This window comes from Methylophilus sp. Leaf416 (assembly GCF_001424665.1).
In the GTDB taxonomy this organism is placed as follows: domain Bacteria; phylum Pseudomonadota; class Gammaproteobacteria; order Burkholderiales; family Methylophilaceae; genus Methylophilus.
Map to the genome: position 1 here is coordinate 564,819 of NZ_LMQS01000002.1, position 19,421 is coordinate 584,239.

Here is a 19,421-nt window from a genome sequence, read left to right on the forward strand (position 1 = left end):
CAATAAATGAAAAAGGCCGCCAACGCGACCTTTTTGCACAACTCTCTTGTAACAAACGTGAAATTAACGTTTGGAGAACTGCTTCCGGCGACGTGCTTTGCGCAGGCCGACTTTTTTACGTTCAACTTCGCGAGCATCACGGGTAACGAAACCAGCGTGAGACAAAGCGCTCTTCAACGCTGTATCGTAGTCGATCAATGCGCGAGTAATGCCGTGACGCACAGCACCAGCTTGACCAGACTCACCACCACCGTGCACGTTGACCAAAATGTCAAATGTCGCTGTGTTATTTGTTAATTCCAGTGGTTGACGCAGAATCATGCGAGATGTTTCGCGTGAGAAATAAACGTCAACTGGCTTGTCGTTCACTACGATGTTGCCACTACCGGACTTAATGAACACACGTGCCACTGAGCTTTTGCGGCGGCCTGTGCCATAGTTGTATTTACCGATCATGCTTTATCCTAATCGTCTGTATTTAGATAGTTAATGTTTGCGGTTGCTGAGCAATGTGCTCGTGCTTGTCACCGGCATACACTTTCATTTTCTTGATCATGGCATAGCCCAAAGGACCTTTTGGTAACATGCCTTTTACTGCTTTTTCCAACGCACGACCTGGGAAACGGTCTTGCATTTTAGAGAATGTGGTGGTTGTGATACCACCTGGGTAACCGGAGTGGCGGTGATACAATTTGCCGCCAGCCTTGTTGCCAGTCACTTTAATTTTGTCTGCATTGACGACAACGATATAGTCACCGGTGTCTACGTGCGGCGTGTAAATAGCTTTATGCTTACCACGCAGGCGGTGAGCAATAGCGCTGGCCAAACGACCCAAGACTAAATCTGTGGCGTCGATCACGAACCAATCACGTTGTACTTCATGCGATTTTGCTGAAAATGTTTTCATTTTATAACTACCGAGTTATAGCGTGTAAATTAAGAGGGCGGATTATAAGCCAGCTTGAGAAAGCTTGTCAACGAATTAATCCGAAAAAGAATTGACGGTTACGCCGGATCGCAATCTTTCATGCGTGCTATTTGACCAACATTGTTTTTTCTCGTGTCAATTATGCAAATTAACGGAAAATAAACCTGGTTTATGGTCAATTCCCCTTGATATTTAGGGGTTTTATACAGTCAAGTGTTATATTAGGCCATTCATTGTGTTTCCAAGCAAGCTTCAATTTAAAAATAAACATTTGCATCATGCTTTTTTGCAACACGCATACACAAAGCAGACGCTTCGCAGCTTTTCACCGGTTGCGACTTATCTCTTTATTTTTTCTCGGTTTGGCGTCCGTTTCAAATGCCGCCGAGTTAAATACACTCAGTATCGAATCTGGGTTGAATGAACCGTTTCTCGCGCAATTCAGAATATATAACGCACAATCGAGCACAGACCTAAGCTGCTTCACCCTGCAACAACCACCTTCACCTGATCCTATCCAACTCGAATACACCACCTTGAGCAATCAGCAAGGTAGCATCATGTTGTGGTCAAACAGCCCGATTTCCGCACCACTAAAACTTACCCTTATTGATCACTGCCAGCATAGCAGCCAAACTTTAAGTATCCAGGCCGATAATACTGTCACTGTTTCACCGCCAGTTTCCACCAATAAAGTGGTCACTGAGGCTATAACTTTGCAACCTGCAACAGCAGAAACCATTGCTGACACACCTTCTGTGCAGACTGAGATAATTTCAGCGCCGACCCTGATATCTCCAGATGTTCCACTAGATACTTACAATGCATTGCAGCAACAAATTAACGCACTTCAAGTCGACTTTAAACAATTACAGAAAAAATCCGACACGCTTTATGCCAGCAATCTTGCCCAGGCAAATATATTAATGACATTAAAAAGCCAGCTAACCCAACTGCAAAATGAAAATCACTTGTTGCGTACGCTGGTATTGACACTGAGCCTGGCATTAATCGTCAGCGGCTATTTCTTCGCCGATTGGCTGCGTCGATATGCAGCGATCCCTAAAACATCCAAAGTGCGCGAGAAAGCTAAAGACAAAACTAGCAATCCTGCACAAACTGGCCATAATCAACCTGCAGATACATTTGCCAGAACTCAGCATGCGGCACCTCACACACAATCTCCTTATCAGCCAACAAACCAGTCGACGAACAGACTGCAATCTGTTCCGCTACATGCGAATGATGATGCGGTATCACCGGCTAGCACACCGCAGAGAATCAGTTCTCAGCAGAATACTAATGCAGTGATGCAGGACGCTTCCCGGCTATTTACCCATGGCCGCGCTAATCAGGCGATTGAGCATTTGCAGCAGCACCTGGCGCGCCACCCGAAATGTTCACCTTGGATGTGGCTTTATCTACTCGATTTATTATCCAAGGAGGATAAGCAACAAGAGTTTGATATTGTGGCCGCGGACTGCAGGAAACACTTCAACCTTAGCGTGGAGCGCAGTCCCGACCTTAAACAGCAGGGAATAGAATCCTATCCTCGCATCATGAAAGCTTTGCAACAGACCTGGGGTACCCCACAGGTGATTTCACTGATTGACGACCTGGTATACAACACGCGCCTGGTACCGCGAATGGGATTTGAACGCAGTGTGTTTGAAGAGTTGATGATGCTTAAAGAAGTGGCTTGCCAGACCCAGAATCTGCCTACGGTACAGCCAACGGTCAAGACCACTGCGGATGCAGAATCGATGAGTGATAATTTGCGTGAATTGCAAAAACTCTCAGGTGATATTTATGTGCTGGCACCAGTCGACCAAACGCCATTCCAGTACTGGACCGATTTCACCTTCGAGCTGGATGAGCCTTCAACGGCACGCAAATCAGCCTAACCAGTAAGCCCCTGCAAACCCTGCGGTTAAGGCAGCGCCTATCCACACATTATCCAGAAAAGCCTTAAAACACTGTTGTGGATCGCGTTTGCTGATGAGTTTATATTGTCGCGCAATCAACACACACGCCAACAACCAGCCCAGCCAGAAGGACCATGCGAAACCCGCATATATCGCAACAGCTGCCAGGATCAGCATCATGACAGTAAAACAGCCCATGATTGCCATCACATCAAAGCGCCCGAAGGTAATGGCTGACGAGCATATACCAATCTTAAGATCATCTGCACGGTCTACCATGGCATAAGCCGTATCATAGGCAATAGACCAGAACATATTGGCCAGCAATAACCACCATGCCACCGCTGGCACCTGCCCTTGCAAAGCAACAAATGTCATCGGGATACCGAAGCCAAATGCCAGCCCGAGATAAGCCTGCGGTATGGCCAGGAAACGTTTGGTATAGGGATAACTGATGGCAAGAAATAATGCGGGCACCGACCATGCCACTACTTTCCAGCCCAAGGTGCAGACTAGCGCAAAAGCAATCAGTGCCAGGATGACGGCCACCAGATAAGCTTCTTTGACTGAAATTTCGCCGGTTGCCAATGGCCTCGCCTGCGTACGTGCTACAGCACCGTCCCAATGCCGGTCCGCGATATCATTGAGTGCGCAACCCGCCGAACGCATAAGGATAGTGCCTAAAACAAAGACAGCCACTACATGCAAATCAGGTTGCCCTTGTCCGGCAATCAGCAAACCCCATAAAGTTGGCCACATCAATAACCAGATCCCAATGGGTTTATCCAGCCGGGTCAGGCGATAGTAGGCATTCCATTTGGCAAACGACAACATTATTCTTTTAATCCATTATCGGTATTCGTTAACAGGCTTGGCAGAAAAACTTCAGTGACCAGTAAGTGATGGCGTTGCAGGCAAAATAATGAACGGCGCGCCCATAATGGGTGGTTTGTCTTGAGCGTCAATTTTTTTGACACTGCTTTGTAAAGAGCGTGCGCAGGAGTGAGTTTTCTAAAATGCAAAGCGCCACGCTTAACTTTAGGATTAGCAAACAAAGCGGCCCCCAATGGTAACCTTCCCATTTTGCGCAGGCCATACCATGGACCTCGCAAATCTTTGCGCGCAATCACGCTATGTGCAAACACGCGTGGTTGCCGGTCGCCCATCAGCCATACTTCGCGCACCCATGTTTGGGTATCGGCTGGTAATCGCAATAGTTGTCGCTCATCGACATGTGGCTTGCCCCATGCTTCATGGTAAGGCTGCACAGAAAAATCCGCATACTGCTGTTTTAACTTGGCAGTCAATGAACCGCGCTCTTGCAACCATGGACGCAAGGCGCTCCTGATTATCAACTTAGCGTGCCAGCGGGCGTCATTGCGATAATGAACGCGTTGCATCTAGGTTACTGTTGGGGCAGTTTAAAGGTTTTAGGCAACCACACCCACAATTGCCCTTGCTGCCGCATCGCGCCTGCCAGTTTACCGGCAGCTTCGCCGTCACCCCAATAAATATCGGCACGCACACCACCTTTGATGGCACCGCCTGTATCTTGCGCCACCATTAGTTGTTGCAGCAGAGCATCCGAATTCGGGTAAGGATAAGTCGTTGCCATGTATACAGGGGCACCCAATGGAATATAGAACGGGTCTACCGCAATACTGCGGGCAGGTGTTAATGGCACGCCGAGCGCACCGAGCGGGCCTGATAGACCTGTTGGTAATAATTTAAAAAATACATAACTGGGGTTGGCATTTAGCAAGCCCTGCAATTGATCCGGATGCTGTTGCCCCCAGGTTTTAATGCCTTGCATGGAGGCTTCGCTGGCAGTGAGCTCGCCGCGCTCGACCAGCACTTTACCGATAGACTGGTAAGGATGTCCGTTTTGGTCGGCATAACCAACAGGGATACGCTCGCCACTTTCCAGCTCGACAATGCCTGAACCTTGCACCTGCAGGAAGAATGCTTCCACAGCGTCATTCACCCACAACAATTCATTGCCCAGCAATGGCGACTGTTGCTGCTCAATTTCGGTACGGGTGTAATAAGGCACCAGTGTTTGCCCCTGTACACGACCACGCACGCGCTTGTATTTAAGGTCAGGGAATAAATTCGACAGATTGACCGTAATCAGGTCTGCGGGCACTTTATACAATGGAACAGGATAACGCTCACTGGCTGCTCTAGCGCCTTTTAATACCGGCTGGTAATAGCCGGTAATCAGCCCCTGCTGGGTGCCTTCGACTTGCTGTGTGGCATAGACATTGAAATACTGCTGCCAGTAAGCCTTGATCGCATTGGCATCATCACTTTTGACGGTCGGTGCCGCAGCGCATACGGCTTGCCAGTCAGGTTTTTTCCTTAATCCCTGGCAGCTTTGCAACCATGCTGCCCAACTGGCAACCCAGTTCTCGTTATCGACACCTGGCATCTCTGCCCAGCTCGCTGGGGTTAATAATGCATAAGGTGAAGTTGGCACCGGACGGCTGCCTTGTGTGGCTAGGTCAGGCTTTTCAGCCGTCGTAGTCACCGATGGTTTGGATGCAGATTTTTTGGGAGGGATAGGCGCAGCCGATTGGCAACCAGCCAGGCCAAAGGCCATCAAAACAGATATCAACAACAGGCCTGATTTACTTGCGCTGATTTTTCTTGCTAAAAACACATCAATTAATTTCACTTGAATCTTTTCATGACTAGCTCACCCATGAATGAGCGTCAGCCTTAATGTAATCCTGCCGCCTGATGCAGCCAGAAAGTCGGGATATCCACCTCAAACCAGTGACCATCAACCGCCACCATCTGGTACGTACCGTACATTTCGCCACTCGGCGTATTAAACATCACGCTGCTGGTATATTTGTATTCAGCATCGGGCGCCAGCAATGGCTGCTCGCCAATCACCCCCAGGCCTTTGACTTCGCGCACCTGCTGCATGGCATCGGTGATCACCCAGTGCCTGCTGATCAGTTGCGCCGGTGTTTTTCCGGTATTCCGGATAGTGATGGTATATGCATAAACATATTGCCCGGCTTCAGGGGACGATTGATCGTGCAGATACTCGGTGATGACCGAAACCTCGCATGCATATAGTTCGTTATCTTCCACGGTTTACCCAATCATGCCGGTAGTAGGTGAACTTGGGCTGGCGGAATAAAGCTTTTTCGCCATACGCCCAGCCAGGAATGATTCGCGCCCGGCTTCCACTGCCTTTTTCATGGCACCGGCCATCAGCACCGGGTCTCGCGCAGCGGCAATCGCGGTATTCATCAACACCCCGGCACAACCTAATTCCATAGCTATCGCGGCATCAGAGGCACAGCCTACGCCAGCATCCACCAGCACAGGAATCTTGGCGTTTTCAATGATGATCTGCAGGTTCCATGGATTCAAAATCCCCATCCCGGAACCAATCAGTGACGCCAGCGGCATCACTGCAACACAGCCGATGTCTTCAAGCTGTTTGGCAATAATCGGATCATCCGAGGTGTACACCATGACTTCAAATCCTTCTTTCACCAATACTTTGGCAGCTGCAATCGTTTCTGTTACGTTAGGATATAAAGTATTCGGGTCACCGAGCACTTCAAGCTTGACCAGGCGATGATCGTCCAGCAGCTCACGCGCCAGGCGCAACGTACGCACCGCGTCATCAGCACTATAACAGCCTGCCGTGTTCGGCAGATAAGTAAATTCGGTAAGTGGCAGATAATCCAGCAACGAAGGCTCATTAGCATTCTGGCCGATATTAGTGCGTCGGATGGCAACAGTCACAATTTCGGTACCGCTGGCATCAATCGCCGCGCGGGTTTCCGCAAAATCTTTATATTTACCAGTCCCCACCAGCAGGCGGGATTCATAACTTTTACCGGCAATTACCAGTGCATCACTCATGTATTTATTCTCAAAAAATCTTGTTTCTGTAACAGGGATAGGATTAGCAAATGCTATTTTGGTTGCAGATGATTCAACCGCCGCCAACCGCGCCAACGATCTCCAGCCTGTCGTTCCCTTGCAGATGCACCTCCGGAAACTGGCTGCGCGGCACAATATCACCGTTACGTTCGATGGCAATGCGCTTGCCAACCAATTGCATATGTTCAACCAGTGCCAGCACTGTCATCGCCTCCGATGGCAATTGCATGGCTTTACCATTGACAAGAATTTGCATCCCACTCTTCATTTTGTATTTATCCAGCCGTTATTTTACGAAATATTGACGCATTTGGCTTTTAGTTTTTAAGTGCTGTTTTAGGTTGTCATCCAATGGTCATGGCTGTGCGTTAAACTAAGCAAACATGGCATCATGTTTGCTTAGATGTTGTAGCGGCGCAAATACAGCATCGCAATTGGACCAAATTGGGCACTTTAACGTTTAACCCTTTGCTCAATCAGGAACTTTTTGTTAATTTTGTCGCCACAGACACGACGAACAAAATTCGTTATGTCGTACTGGAAATATTGAATCCCAAAAGGAAAAATTGAAATGCAAATTGTAGAGTCTTACCAACAAGCTTCGTCTATTCATTTTTTAACGGACGAAATTTATTCACCAGGCTTAAATACTGCTGCTGATGTGAGTGCTTCAAAAGCTTCGCTTAAAGCTCAGGAACATAAAAAGGCCATTCTCGAGTTACATCGTTTTCTGGAATCCAGTTGCGATTGCGTTTAAAGCTTTAACACACGCTCGACCGTGACCCAGGGTGGGTCAACGTTTTATCTGTGCCATGCGAAAAAATGATTGACGAAATAAATGATTGATTAGTGCAGTTGCAATATTTCATTTTTCTGCTGCTAACAGATAAAGACAAAAAAGATGGCATCTAGCCATCTTTTTATTTTCTGCCTGACCAACGCGCAGATGCCAAAACGGCATCCACACATCAGATTTAATTACCAGAAATTACTCAATCACCAATTCAGGACGACCTTGTTCCGGCCAGTCCAGATGGAAGAATTGACCACGTGGATGATCTTTACGCTCATAGGTATGTGCGCCGAAGAAGTCACGCTGGCCTTGTAACAGGTTAGCAGGCAAGTCAGCACTTCTGTAGCCATCGTAATAGGCCAACGCCGCAGCAAACCCCTGTGCAGGAATACCGTTGGTCACTGCCAGTGCAATCACCTTACGCCAGCCTGCCTGGCCTTCATTCATTGCATTCGTAAAGTATGGGTCCAGCATCAGGTTTTTCAGGCGTGAATTCAATGCATAGGCATCGGTAATTTTTTGCAGGAAGCGCGCGCGGATAATACAACCACCACGCCAGATTTGCGCGATTTCACCAAAATTGAGTTTCCAGTTGTAAGCCACTTGTGCTTTATCAATCAGTTGGAAACCTTGCGCGTAAGCGCAAATTTTGGAGCAATACAATGCATTCTTAATCGCTTCAATAATCGCTGGCTTGTCAGTTTCCTTAACAATCTCCGGACCTTTCAGAATGCGGCTCGCTTCCACACGTTCTTCTTTGAGGCTGGATAATGCCCGCGCATACACAGCAGCGGCAATCGCGTTGGCAGGTGCGCCCAGCTCCAAGGCGTTGGCAGCTGTCCATTGACCGGTACCTTTCTGACCCGCAGTATCCAGGATATTATCGACCAGGAAGCCTTTACCCCCCGGATCTCTCTGTTGCAGGATATCTGCCGTGATTTCAATCAGGAAGCTGGACAGTTCGCCCTTGTTCCATTCCGCAAATACCTTACCGATTTCATCTGCTGGCATACCCAGCAGGTTTTTCATCAACCAGTAGGCTTCGCAGATCAACTGCATATCGATGTATTCGATACCGTTATGCACCATTTTAACGTAGTGACCGGCACCGTCAGGGCCAATATATTCCGCACAGGAGAAACCGCCTTCTACTGGCTTGCCTGGCTCGCCACCTTCCATAGGTGTACCAGTAACCGGGTCTACCTTGGCGGCGATATCACGCCAGATCGGCTCCAGGCTGGACCAAGCCTTGCGTGTGCCGGATGGCATCAATGAAGGACCGAAACGGGCACCGGTTTCACCGCCTGAAACACCTGAACCAATGAACTCAATGCCTTTTGCGGCCAGCTCTTTTTCGCGGCGGATAGTGTCTGTCCACAAAGCATTACCGCCATCAATAATAATGTCGCCCTGCTCTAGGAAAGGCAATAAAGCATTGATAGTCACATCGGTGGCGCTACCGGCTTTTACCAGTAACACAATTTTGCGTGGACGTTTGATACTTAACACGAAAGAAGCCAGATCAGCGTGGCCGACTACGCGTTCATGCGATGGCTCCTTGGCCTTGCACTCTTCAATAAAATTCAGCATTTTTTTCGGGTCGCGGTTGTATACCGCAATGGTGTAACCGTGATCGGCAATGTTCAGGGCCAGGTTTTGGCCCATCACTGCGAGGCCCACCAGGCCGATGTCAGCATTTTTTGTGGTCATATCAGTCTCTTAAATTTTTGATTTGGTTTAAAAAAAAGCACAGGCTTTTGGCCTGTGCTTGGACTTCAAAGTGCAATTGAACGTTCAATGCTTGCTGAAAAACCAATCTTAACAACAGTCATTTATCGCTCAACCCAATTACTTATTTTAATGCGTTGCCCAACAAGTGCAGAGCAAGCTGATAACCGATGCCCGCCACCTGCGCATCATATCTTTCACCCTCATCGCGCATAAAGGCATGTTGCCCGTTGACTTCATGCCAGGTGTAATTCAAACCTGGGATATTAGCGAAGCGGTTGTATAACTCAGCACGCTTATCGCCAGGAATATGTGGATCCTGTTTACCCCAGATCATCAGCAATTCGCCTTTAATCTCGTTCACCCGTTCCATGCTGTGCTGGCCAGGTTTATTAGGAATAAGGTTGGTATGTAAATCGGTCGCGTAGAAGCAAGCGGTGGCTTTCACTTCTGGCTGCAACGCAGCACGGAATGCCAGATGACCACCGATACAGAAACCGGCTGCGCCCAGCTTACCGCTGTACCATGGCTGCGCATTGAGAAACTCAATCATGGCGCGATTATCAGTGTCGTAAGCCTGCACATCTTTGGCAAACTTATCCGCATTCCCCTTATCGCGACCGGCATCGTCATAGCCAAGCACAGTACCAATCGGGTTCAGCTCATGAAACACTTCCGGCACTAACACCGCATAGCCATGGCTGGCCAAGAAGCGTGCGGCACGTTCGATTGGGCCGGTTTGCTGGAAAATTTCCGAGTAAAACAAAACCGCAGGCACTTTACCATCCTGCTTTGGACGATGCACATAGGTGCGCATCACCCCGGTCGGCGTGTCCAAATCAACGATTTCGCTTGTAATCAGCATAACTATCCTTCAACAATCAAAAATATCGGCTATTCTAGCGCTGTTTCGCTGGCTTTTCACTGTATTAATGGCTAGTCGCAGATTTTTTTGCATTTTTCGCTTTAAATTAAGTCTCATCATTACCTAGCAAAACAGTCACAAGGAGTTGGCATGCGCACTCTGTTTCAAGGCTTTATCGCACTTACATTGTTATGGTCCATAGATGTTGCGTTTGCAGAGCCAGACCGTGAACTGGTGTACAAGCTAAAAGCATCCATTGTAAAAGTGCATGTGATCACACAAACAGGAGGTCATGGCGTTGGCACTGGCGTGGTGGTCGCTAAAGACACAGTCGCCACCAATTGCCATGTACTGGCAAACAGTAACGGCATCAGCATTTCAAAATTCGGCGAGAGTATTAGTCCGGTCGGCATGGTGGCAGATTGGCCGCATGATGCGTGTTTGCTTAAGTTCCAATATCTGGAACTGGCACCAGTCAAACTGGCCTCGGCTGACTCACTAAATTATGGAGATGATGTCTTCACCATAGGTTTTCCCGGCGGACCACCCAAACCACAAACCATCGCCGGCAAAGTACGTGCGCTCTATCCTTATGATGGCGGCACCATAGTGCGCTCAGATGCCGCATTCATCATGGGTTCCAGCGGTAGCCCGACTTTCAACCAGGCCGGTGAACTGGTCTCACTGAGTACTTTTAAAAGCCCGGGCAAACACGCGTATTTCTACAGCATTCCGGTCGAGTGGGTACAAGCCCTGATGCAGAAGAATAGTGTGTCTACGCCTGCTCCCGATGGCACGCCGTTCTGGGATTTACCACCGCTTGAGCGCCCTTACTGGATGCAAGTGGTGCAACCCTACCAAAACAGTGACTGGAAAGAACTGGAAGCCATTTCACGCGTCTGGTCCAGCCAGCAGCCCAACTCGGCGGAGGCGGCTTTTTACCTGGCAAGCGCGCTACACGGGCAAGGGCAACTCGATGCTGCCCAGCAAGCTTATCAGCAGTCCGTTGCACTACAACCCGCCCATATTGATGCCTGGATAGGTTTAGCTATCCTCGCCCAGCAGAAGCAGCAAACTCAGGTATCAGCTGATGCCGAAAATCACATCCGGCAACTGGATCCGCAGGCGTTTGCCGATTTGCAGCAGCGCTTGCAAGAGAATCGCTAGTTCCACATCTGCCATCTGGCAACATGCCTCTGATAGAATAACGTTTTTGACGTTTTGATATCCTCAGGCTTATGACTTCTCGCAATCAGCAACTGTTCGAACAATCCCAAAAACTGATCCCGGGCGGCGTCAACTCGCCAGTCCGCGCTTTCCGCAGTGTTGGTGGGACGCCGATTTTCTTTATAAAAGGTGTGGGTTCCAGATTATGGGATGCCGATGGCAAGGAATATATCGATTACATCAACTCATGGGGACCGATGATTCTCGGCCACGCACATCCTGAAGTGGTGGCAGCCGTGCAACAAGCCGCCGCTAACAGCCTGAGCTTTGGCGCCCCTACCGGCCTTGAGCTGGAAATGGCCGAACTGATTAATAAGTTAGTGCCAAGCATGGAGCAAGTACGACTGGTCAGCAGCGGTACTGAAGCCACCATGAGCGCCATCCGCGTAGCGCGCGGTTTTACCAAACGCAATAAAATCATCAAGTTTGAAGGTTGTTACCACGGTCACGCCGATGCGTTACTAGTAAAAGCTGGTTCCGGCTTGCTGACCTTTGGCGAACCAAGCTCAGCTGGCGTACCTGCCGAAGTTGCGGCGCACACACTGACGCTGGATTACAACAATACTCAAATGTTGAAAGACACTTTTGCCAGCATTGGCGATGAAATTGCCTGTGTGATTCTGGAACCTGTGGTTGGCAATATGAACCTGATTGTGCCACATCAGGAATTCTTGCAAACGCTACGCGACCTGTGTACTCAGCATGGCACGGTACTGATTTTTGATGAAGTAATGACTGGCTTCCGTGTGGCACTTGGTGGTGCGCAGGCGTTGTATAACATCACGCCGGATATGACCACATTAGGCAAAGTGATTGGCGGCGGCTTGCCTGTGGGTGCTTTTGGCGGTCGCAAAGATATCATGAGCGTACTGGCACCGTTAGGCCCGGTTTACCAGGCAGGCACATTGTCAGGCAACCCGGTAGCTGTCAGCGCGGGCTTGACCACCTTGAAACTGGTGCAGGCACGCGGCTTTTATGAAAAACTGACTGCGCAAACAACCAAGCTAATGGAAGGCTTCAAAGCTGCAGCGAAAAAAGCGGGTATTACTTTCAACGCACAAAATGTAGGCGGCATGTTTGGACTCTATTTCAGCGAAAACAACCCAACCAGTTTCGCCGAAATCATGCAATCAGATAAAAATGCATTTAATAAATTCTTCCATAGCATGCTGGATAGCGGCATTTATCTGGGACCTTCAGCTTTTGAAGCTGGTTTTGTCTCTGCAGCGCATACTGATCAGGATATTGCTGAAACAATTGCCGCCGCAGAAAAAGCGTTTGCGGCTTTGTAATCCACCTTAGCCTAATCAAATTGAAGTAATTAAATAGTTTTTAAAAAAATATGTTTAGCCCCGCTTCAATGGCGGGGCTAAACATATCTAGCGCCTGAGTGTGTTTAAAGACTTCCCAAGTGATTGGGTAGGTATGCTGAAATGATTTTAGCTAGCAGAAAGGAAGAAGTTAAGTCTTCTTAAGTTTTAAGAAGTACGATCAATTTCCCGACTGTTCATAACCATTTATTTTGAATATTTGACTGAATTTTCATACACACCATTGAACAAATGAAAATCATTCTCAACTGAGAATTAAAAATGCATGCCTGCGTTATTTAACGCAGGCTAAACGATTGAAATTGCTAAACTTTAACGGTATCATTGAAGGTTCCTCCAAATGTTTTGTAAGTGAAGAATCTGGCAATGGATATGCAGCCCGACAACAACCTGATGAGTGCTTCTCAAGATTCCGCAACCGCCCTGGATAGCCAGCTCGGTTTAGCCCCGCAATCGCAGGGTCTATATGACAGACGTCATGAGAAAGATAGCTGTGGCGTGGGCTTTGTTGCCCACATTAAAGGCCAAAAGAGCCATGACATTGTCGCCAAAGGTTTGCAGCTCCTCGACAACCTGACCCACCGCGGTGCAACGGGCTATGACCCGAAACTGGGTGATGGTGCCGGTTTGTTGATGCAAATGCCAGATACCTTTATGCGTGAAGAAGCTACCAAACTGGGCATGACTTTGCCGGTGGCTGGTCAATACGCAGTGGGCCAGGCATTTTTGCCACAAAATGCAGAGAACCGTGCTAAATGCGAAGCCATTTTTGCGCAGATTATTGCAGAAGAAAATCAAACATTATTGGGCTGGCGAGATGTGCCAGTCGACAACAGCAATATTGCTGATGCAGCGCGCGCTGTTGAGCCGGTAATGCGCCAGGTATTTATTGCCAGCACAGTGTCTGACAATAATGCTTTTGAGCGCAAATGTTTTGTGATCCGTAAACGTATCGAGCATGCGATTCGCGCGCTTGCGTTACAGGATAACGCTCAGTTCTACATGCCTTCTTTTTCTTCACGGACAATTGTCTACAAAGGCATGTTGCTTGCGAACGAGGTAGGCGTCTATTACAAAGACCTGAAAGACGCTCGCGTTGTGTCAGCGCTAGCATTGGTACACCAACGCTTCTCTACCAACACTTTCCCTGCCTGGGACTTGGCACATCCATTCCGCATGATTGCGCACAATGGCGAAATCAATACCGTGCAGGGCAACGTCAACTGGATGACTGCACGTCATGAAACGATTAAATCTGTTGTGCTTGGTGAAGACCTGGAAAAACTGTGGCCATTGATTGTTGAAGGCCAGTCTGACTCAGCCTGCTTCGATAACTGTCTGGAATTGCTGGTTGCCGGCGGGTACAGCCTGCCACACGCGATGATGATGCTGATTCCGGAAGCCTGGAACAACAATCCACTCATGGATGAAGACCGTCGTGCATTCTACGAATACCACGCCAACATCATGGAGCCATGGGATGGCCCGGCCGCGGTGGCATTTACCGATGGCAAAATGATTGGTGCAACTTTGGACCGCAATGGTCTGCGCCCTGCACGTTACCTGGTGACTGAAGATGACATCGTCATGATGGCGTCTGAAATGGGTGTAATCACTTTCCCGCAAGAAAAAATTGTCAAAAAATGGCGCCTGCAACCTGGAAAAATGTTGTTGATCGACATGGAGCAAGGCCGCATTATCGATGACGAAGAAGTCAAAAAAGAACTGGCACAAGCCAAACCTTACCGCCAGTGGATTGAACAAACCCGTTTCCACGTGACTGAATTGCCTAACGTAGGTTCCGGTGAAGTCACATTGCAAGCCAGCCTGCTGGATACTCAGCAAGCGTTTGGCTACTCACAGGAAGACCTCAAATTTGTCCTGCAACCAATGCTGGACAACGGTGAAGAAGGTGCTGGCTCCATGGGTAACGATGCGGCTTTGCCGGTGTTATCCAACAAGGCCAAAACTTTATACAACTACTTCAAGCAGTTGTTTGCACAAGTGACCAACCCGCCAATTGACCCGATTCGTGAAGAATTGGTGATGTCACTGGTCACCTTTATTGGCCCTAAGCCTAACCTGCTGGCGGTGGATGAAACTAACCCGCCATTGCGTCTGGAAGGTAGCCAGCCCGTATTGAGTTTGGATGGCCTGGAAATACTGAAACAAATTGATACTTTAACCAAAGGCCAGTTCAAATCCATCGTGTTGGACCTGACATACGATGCGTCCTTGGGTAAAAATGGCATGAAACAAGCGCTGGACACGCTGCATGACCAGGCTGAAAAAGCGGTACATGATGGTTACAACATATTGATCCTGTCAGACCGCACGGTATCAGCTACGCGCGTTGCAATTCCTGCATTACTGGCCTGTTCGGCAACACATGAATTCCTGGTGAAAGCTGGTTTGCGTACCAGCACTGGCTTGGTGATTGATACCGGTTCTGCACGTGAAGTGCATCACTTTGCCTTATTAGCCGGTTACGGTGCTGAAGCAGTATGCCCATGGCTGGTGTATGAAACCATGAAGACCATGACCGGCGATGCGGAAAAAGCTGGCAAAAACTTTATGAAAGCAATAGGCAAAGGCTTGTATAAAGTCATGTCCAAAATGGGTATTTCTACCTATCAGTCTTATTGCGGCGCGCAGATTTTTGAAGCGATTGGTTTGAACAGCCAGTTCGTGAATGACTACTTCACCGGCACAGTCAGCCAGATCGAAGGTATAGGCCTGGAGCAAGTGGCTGAAGAAACCATGCGCATGCATGATCAGGCATTCGGCAATGACCCCACCTTATCCAACTCACTGGAAGCGGGTGGTGAATATGCCTTCCGTGTGCGTGGTGAAGAGCACTTGTGGACTCCGCAATCTATCAGCAAACTGCAAAGCGCTACCCGTACCGGCCAGTACGACACCTATAAAGAATATGCAGCGCTTATCAATGACCAAAGCCGCCGTCATATGACACTGCGTGGCCTGTTCGAGATCAAACCGGCTGCGGCAGCGATTCCGCTTGAGCAAGTTGAATCTGCGAAAGAGATTGTTAAACGCTTCGCTACCGGCGCGATGTCACTGGGCTCTATCTCTACAGAAGCACATGCGACTTTGGCAGTAGCGATGAACCGCATTGGCGGTAAATCCAATACTGGTGAAGGTGGTGAAGACGTTAAACGCTTTATCCCGGTGCAAATCGATTCCAGCATTGCCAAAGTATTGGGCAGCGAATTGATTGAGGCAGATGTGCCATTGAAAGCCGGCGATTCTATGCGTTCACGCATCAAGCAAGTGGCTTCCGGCCGCTTCGGTGTGACGGCTGAATACCTGAGTAGCGCCGACCAGATCCAGATCAAGATGGCGCAAGGTGCCAAGCCTGGCGAAGGTGGCCAGTTACCTGGTCACAAAGTATCTCCATACATTGCGAAACTGCGTTTCTCAGTGCCTGGCGTAGGTTTAATTTCACCGCCACCGCACCATGATATTTATTCGATTGAAGATTTGGCTCAGCTGATTCATGACCTGAAAAATGCGAATCCACAAGCCTCAATTTCGGTAAAACTGGTATCAGAAACCGGGATTGGTACTGTGGCAGCGGGTGTGGCAAAAGCCAAATCTGACCATATTGTGGTCGCTGGCCATGACGGTGGTACTGGTGCATCCCCATTATCTTCAGTTAAACATGCTGGTACTCCTTGGGAGCTCGGTCTGGCTGAAACACAGCAGACTTTAGTTTTGAACCAGTTGCGTGGCCGAGTCGTACTGCAAGTCGATGGCCAGATGAAAACTGGCCGTGACGTACTGATTGGTGCCTTGCTGGGTGCGGATGAGTTTGGTTTTGCCACCGCGCCACTGGTGGTTGAAGGCTGTATCATGATGCGCAAGTGTCATTTGAATACCTGCCCGGTTGGCGTAGCGACACAAGACCCTGAATTGCGCAAGAAATTCACCGGCCAGCCAGAACACGTGGTGAACTACTTCTTCTTTGTAGCTGAAGAGTTGCGTGAGTTGATGGCAAGTATTGGTATCGCCAAGTTTGAAGACCTGATTGGCCGCGCTGACTTGCTGGATATGAAAGCCGGTATCGAGCACTGGAAAATCAATGGCCTGGATTTCAGCAAAATTTTCCATCTGCCAGACATGCCAGCCAGCGTATCGCGTAAAAACAATGACATTCAAGACCATGGCATTGCCAAGGCGCTTGATAATCAACTGATTGCCCTGTCGCAAGCGGCCCTGGAAAAAGGTGAAAAAGTTATCCTGGACCTGCCGATCATGAATACCAACCGTACTGCCGGCACCATGCTATCGCATGAAGTTGCACGCCGTTACGGTAATGATGGCCTGCCACATGACACCATCCACGTTAACTTTACCGGTACGTCAGGCCAGAGCTTTGCTGCTTTCCTGGCTAAAGGCATCACCTTTGAATTGACTGGTGAAGGCAATGACTACGTTGGTAAAGGTCTGTGTGGTGGTCGCATCATTATCAAACCACCAACCACCTTCCGTGGCCTGTCTTACGAAAACATCATTGTCGGTAACACTGTGATGTATGGTGCAACCACCGGCGAAAGCTTCTTGAGTGGTGTGGCTGGCGAACGCTTCGGTGTACGCAACTCAGGCGCGACTGCGGTTATTGAAGGCGTAGGCAACCACGGTTGTGAATACATGACCGGCGGTACTGTGGTGGTGCTGGGTCAAACCGGCCAGAATTTTGCTGCGGGGATGAGCGGTGGTATTGCTTATATTTACGATGTCGACGGCCAATTCTCCAAGCGCTGCAATATGAGCATGGTGTCACTGGAAAAAGTCGAAGCCGCTGAAGCCGATGTCGGTAAGGTACAGCATTTGGGTCAGCCTGATGAAGTGATTCTGAAAGGCCTGATTGAGCAGCATGCAGCCTTGACAGGTAGTCCGCGTGCCAAAGACATCCTGGCAGACTGGCCGGCTGAACGCGCAAAATTCGTCAAGGTGTTCCCGAACGAATATAAACGCGTGCTGACCGAAATGGCTGCGGCCTCTGCCAAACAAGCCGCTTAATCGTTGTTGTTATTGAATGCCCCGCGTCTGCGCGGGGTTTTGTTAAGGTTGTGCCAGACTGGCACAATAGGGAAGAGATAATTTCACATGGGTAAAGTCACAGGTTTTATGGAGTTTGACCGACTGGCAGAAGACAATCTGCCGGTTCCGCAACGCGTCAAAAACTACAAAGAGTTTGTTCTGCATTTGACAGACGACCAGGCCAAGCAACAAGGTGCTCGTTGTATGGATTGTGGCATTCCGTTCTGTACTACCGGTTGCCCGGTCAACAATATTATTCCTGACTGGAATGACCTGGTCTATCACCAGGACTGGCGTAATGCGATTGATGTATTGCATTCCACCAATAACTTCCCGGACTTTACTGGCCGTATCTGCCCTGCCCCTTGCGAGGCGGCTTGTACGCTCAATATCAATAATGACCCGGTCGGCATTAAATCGATTGAACACGCGATCATCGATAAAGCCTGGGAAAACGGCTGGGTCACCCCAGAAATTAATCCGAACAAAACCGGTAAAAAAGTTGCCGTGGTTGGTTCAGGCCCGGCAGGCCTGGCTGCAGCACAACAGCTCGCACGCGCCGGTCATAACGTGACGGTATACGAGAAGAATGACCGTATCGGTGGCCTGCTGCGTTATGGCATCCCTGATTTCAAACTGGATAAATCCAATATTGACCGCCGTATTACCCAGATGGAAGCCGAAGGCGTGACCTTCAAGGTGAATCAATACGTAGGTGAAAACGTCAGCGCCGCTGACCTCGAGCGTGATTACGACGCAGTAGTATTGGCCGGTGGTGCAGAGTTACCACGTGACCTGCCGGTCACTGGTCGCGAACTGGATGGCGTACATTTTGCCATGGATTTCCTGACACCAAATAACAAAATGGTGGCAGGTGACAACGTGCCTGACCAGATCAAAGCCACTGGTAAACACGTGGTGGTAATTGGTGGTGGTGATACCGGTTCTGACTGTGTTGGTACATCCAATCGCCATGGCGCAGCTAGCATTACGCAATTTGAATTAATGCCGCAACCGCCGGAAAAAGAAAACAAACTCATGGTATGGCCAAACTGGCCACTGAAAATGCGTACTTCCAGCTCTCACGAAGAAGGTGCTGCCCGTGACTGGTCTATCACTACCAAAGAGCTGATCGGCGAGAATGGCAAACTGACCGCACTGAAAGGTGCACGCGTTGAATGGAAAGACGGCAAAATGGCTGAAATTCCAGGGTCTGAATTCACCATCAAAGCTGACCTGGTATTTTTGGCAATGGGTTTTGTTTCCCCTATCCAGAAAGTACTGGATGCATTCGGTGTGGAAAAAGACAACCGCGGCAATGCCAAAGCGACTACCGATGGCGAAGGCTGCTACAAAACCAGCAAAGCCAAAGTGTTTGCCGCCGGTGATATCCGTCGTGGGCAATCACTGGTGGTATGGGCAATTCGTGAAGGTCGCCAGTGCGCACGTGAAGTGGATGCTTTCCTGATGGGAAGCTCAACCCTGCCACGTTAATTGCTGACGTAAGTCATTCAACGCCGATGGGTTAAACTCATCGGCGTTTTTATTTGTGCCAGCGCAAAAAAACAGCATTCTTTCAGGTGAAAACTGACTGTGCACTTTATAATGCTATTTTGAATTTTTAACGGTTCAATCACTCACCAGCCAG

The 19,421-nt window shown here is 49.0% G+C and carries 16 protein-coding genes; 6 read left to right on the forward strand and 10 right to left on the reverse strand.

Annotation, left to right across the window (positions count from 1 at the left end; translation table 11 throughout):
* Window positions 1-63 precede the first annotated feature (63 nt).
* Together rpsI and rplM are read right to left on the reverse strand one after the other, a co-directional pair.
* The gene (gene rpsI, locus ASG34_RS07630) at window positions 64-456 is read right to left on the reverse strand and encodes a 30S ribosomal protein S9 (protein ID WP_055828869.1); all 393 of its coding nucleotides are present in this window, start codon (window positions 454-456) and stop codon (window positions 64-66) included.
* 22 nt (window positions 457-478) lie between these two features.
* Complete coding sequence (gene rplM / locus ASG34_RS07635; RefSeq protein WP_055828872.1) at window positions 479-907, reverse strand: 50S ribosomal protein L13; 429 nt, start codon at window positions 905-907, stop codon at window positions 479-481.
* A gap of 581 nt (window positions 908-1,488) precedes the next feature.
* Between rplM and ASG34_RS07640 the strand changes: the two genes are divergently transcribed.
* Complete coding sequence (locus tag ASG34_RS07640; RefSeq protein ID WP_235559702.1) at window positions 1,489-2,832, forward strand: hypothetical protein; 1,344 nt, start codon at window positions 1,489-1,491, stop codon at window positions 2,830-2,832.
* On the opposite strand, the gene ubiA is transcribed toward ASG34_RS07640, so the two are convergent.
* From ubiA to thiS, 6 genes are all read right to left on the reverse strand, one after another.
* A complete protein-coding gene (gene ubiA, locus ASG34_RS07645) occupies window positions 2,824-3,687 on the reverse strand; it encodes a 4-hydroxybenzoate octaprenyltransferase (RefSeq protein WP_055828874.1) in 864 nt (287 codons plus the stop codon). The genes ASG34_RS07640 and ubiA overlap by 9 nt on opposite strands.
* Entirely contained in the window at window positions 3,687-4,253 is a 567-nt protein-coding gene (locus ASG34_RS07650) for a chorismate--pyruvate lyase family protein (protein WP_055828877.1), read from the reverse strand. The genes ubiA and ASG34_RS07650 overlap by 1 nt, the downstream gene beginning before the upstream one ends.
* Window positions 4,254-4,258: 5 nt before the next feature.
* Window positions 4,259-5,455, reverse strand: coding sequence for a murein transglycosylase A (mltA, locus tag ASG34_RS07655; RefSeq protein WP_369814568.1), 1,197 nt, complete (start codon window positions 5,453-5,455; stop codon window positions 4,259-4,261).
* Window positions 5,456-5,574: 119 nt separating this feature from the next.
* Window positions 5,575-5,958, reverse strand: coding sequence for a Co2+/Mg2+ efflux protein ApaG (gene apaG, locus ASG34_RS07660; protein ID WP_055828879.1), 384 nt, complete (start codon window positions 5,956-5,958; stop codon window positions 5,575-5,577).
* A gap of 3 nt (window positions 5,959-5,961) precedes the next feature.
* On the reverse strand, window positions 5,962-6,744 hold the full coding sequence (locus ASG34_RS07665) for a thiazole synthase (protein ID WP_055829202.1): 783 nt from the start codon (window positions 6,742-6,744) through the stop codon (window positions 5,962-5,964).
* A gap of 73 nt (window positions 6,745-6,817) precedes the next feature.
* The gene (gene thiS, locus ASG34_RS07670) at window positions 6,818-7,021 is read right to left on the reverse strand and encodes a sulfur carrier protein ThiS (protein WP_055828882.1); all 204 of its coding nucleotides are present in this window, start codon (window positions 7,019-7,021) and stop codon (window positions 6,818-6,820) included.
* 315 nt (window positions 7,022-7,336) lie between these two features.
* Here thiS and ASG34_RS07675 point away from each other — a divergent pair, with 315 nt between their 5' ends.
* Entirely contained in the window at window positions 7,337-7,522 is a 186-nt protein-coding gene (locus tag ASG34_RS07675) for a hypothetical protein (RefSeq protein ID WP_055828884.1), read from the forward strand.
* 231 nt (window positions 7,523-7,753) lie between these two features.
* On the opposite strand, the gene gndA is transcribed toward ASG34_RS07675, so the two are convergent.
* Both gndA and ASG34_RS07685 read right to left on the reverse strand, forming a co-directional pair.
* Window positions 7,754-9,268, reverse strand: coding sequence for an NADP-dependent phosphogluconate dehydrogenase (gene gndA, locus ASG34_RS07680; RefSeq protein WP_055828887.1), 1,515 nt, complete (start codon window positions 9,266-9,268; stop codon window positions 7,754-7,756).
* Window positions 9,269-9,410: 142 nt separating this feature from the next.
* Window positions 9,411-10,151 carry a dienelactone hydrolase family protein gene (locus tag ASG34_RS07685; RefSeq protein ID WP_055828890.1) on the reverse strand — a complete coding sequence of 247 codons (741 nt, stop codon included), beginning with the start codon at window positions 10,149-10,151 and terminating at the stop codon, window positions 9,411-9,413.
* Window positions 10,152-10,301: 150 nt separating this feature from the next.
* Between ASG34_RS07685 and ASG34_RS07690 the strand changes: the two genes are divergently transcribed.
* The 4 genes from ASG34_RS07690 (at window position 10,302) to ASG34_RS07705 (ending at window position 19,267) form a co-directional block, all read left to right on the forward strand.
* A complete protein-coding gene (locus ASG34_RS07690) occupies window positions 10,302-11,318 on the forward strand; it encodes a S1 family peptidase (protein ID WP_055828891.1) in 1,017 nt (338 codons plus the stop codon).
* A 71-nt stretch (window positions 11,319-11,389) separates the two neighbouring features.
* Window positions 11,390-12,670, forward strand: a complete 1,281-nt coding sequence (gene hemL / locus ASG34_RS07695; RefSeq protein ID WP_055828894.1) for a glutamate-1-semialdehyde 2,1-aminomutase — start codon at window positions 11,390-11,392, stop codon at window positions 12,668-12,670.
* A gap of 411 nt (window positions 12,671-13,081) precedes the next feature.
* A complete protein-coding gene (locus ASG34_RS07700; RefSeq protein ID WP_055828897.1) occupies window positions 13,082-17,752 on the forward strand; it encodes a glutamate synthase-related protein in 4,671 nt (1,556 codons plus the stop codon).
* Window positions 17,753-17,839: 87 nt separating this feature from the next.
* Window positions 17,840-19,267, forward strand: a complete 1,428-nt coding sequence (locus ASG34_RS07705) for a glutamate synthase subunit beta (protein WP_055828900.1) — start codon at window positions 17,840-17,842, stop codon at window positions 19,265-19,267.
* Window positions 19,268-19,421 lie beyond the last annotated feature (154 nt).

Coding starts and splice junctions, on each gene's coding strand:
- rpsI (WP_055828869.1), bottom strand. CDS start 456: ATGATCGGTAAATACAACTATGGCACAGGCCGCCGCAAAAGCTCAGTG.
- rplM (WP_055828872.1), bottom strand. CDS start 907: ATGAAAACATTTTCAGCAAAATCGCATGAAGTACAACGTGATTGGTTC.
- ASG34_RS07640 (WP_235559702.1), top strand. CDS start 1,489: ATGTTGTGGTCAAACAGCCCGATTTCCGCACCACTAAAACTTACCCTT.
- ubiA (WP_055828874.1), bottom strand. CDS start 3,687: ATGTTGTCGTTTGCCAAATGGAATGCCTACTATCGCCTGACCCGGCTG.
- ASG34_RS07650 (WP_055828877.1), bottom strand. CDS start 4,253: ATGCAACGCGTTCATTATCGCAATGACGCCCGCTGGCACGCTAAGTTG.
- mltA (WP_369814568.1), bottom strand. CDS start 5,455: ATGGCCTTTGGCCTGGCTGGTTGCCAATCGGCTGCGCCTATCCCTCCC.
- ASG34_RS07665 (WP_055829202.1), bottom strand. CDS start 6,744: ATGAGTGATGCACTGGTAATTGCCGGTAAAAGTTATGAATCCCGCCTG.
- thiS (WP_055828882.1), bottom strand. CDS start 7,021: ATGCAAATTCTTGTCAATGGTAAAGCCATGCAATTGCCATCGGAGGCG.
- ASG34_RS07675 (WP_055828884.1), top strand. CDS start 7,337: ATGCAAATTGTAGAGTCTTACCAACAAGCTTCGTCTATTCATTTTTTA.
- gndA (WP_055828887.1), bottom strand. CDS start 9,268: ATGACCACAAAAAATGCTGACATCGGCCTGGTGGGCCTCGCAGTGATG.
- ASG34_RS07685 (WP_055828890.1), bottom strand. CDS start 10,151: ATGCTGATTACAAGCGAAATCGTTGATTTGGACACGCCGACCGGGGTG.
- ASG34_RS07690 (WP_055828891.1), top strand. CDS start 10,302: ATGCGCACTCTGTTTCAAGGCTTTATCGCACTTACATTGTTATGGTCC.
- hemL (WP_055828894.1), top strand. CDS start 11,390: ATGACTTCTCGCAATCAGCAACTGTTCGAACAATCCCAAAAACTGATC.
- ASG34_RS07700 (WP_055828897.1), top strand. CDS start 13,082: ATGCAGCCCGACAACAACCTGATGAGTGCTTCTCAAGATTCCGCAACC.
- ASG34_RS07705 (WP_055828900.1), top strand. CDS start 17,840: ATGGGTAAAGTCACAGGTTTTATGGAGTTTGACCGACTGGCAGAAGAC.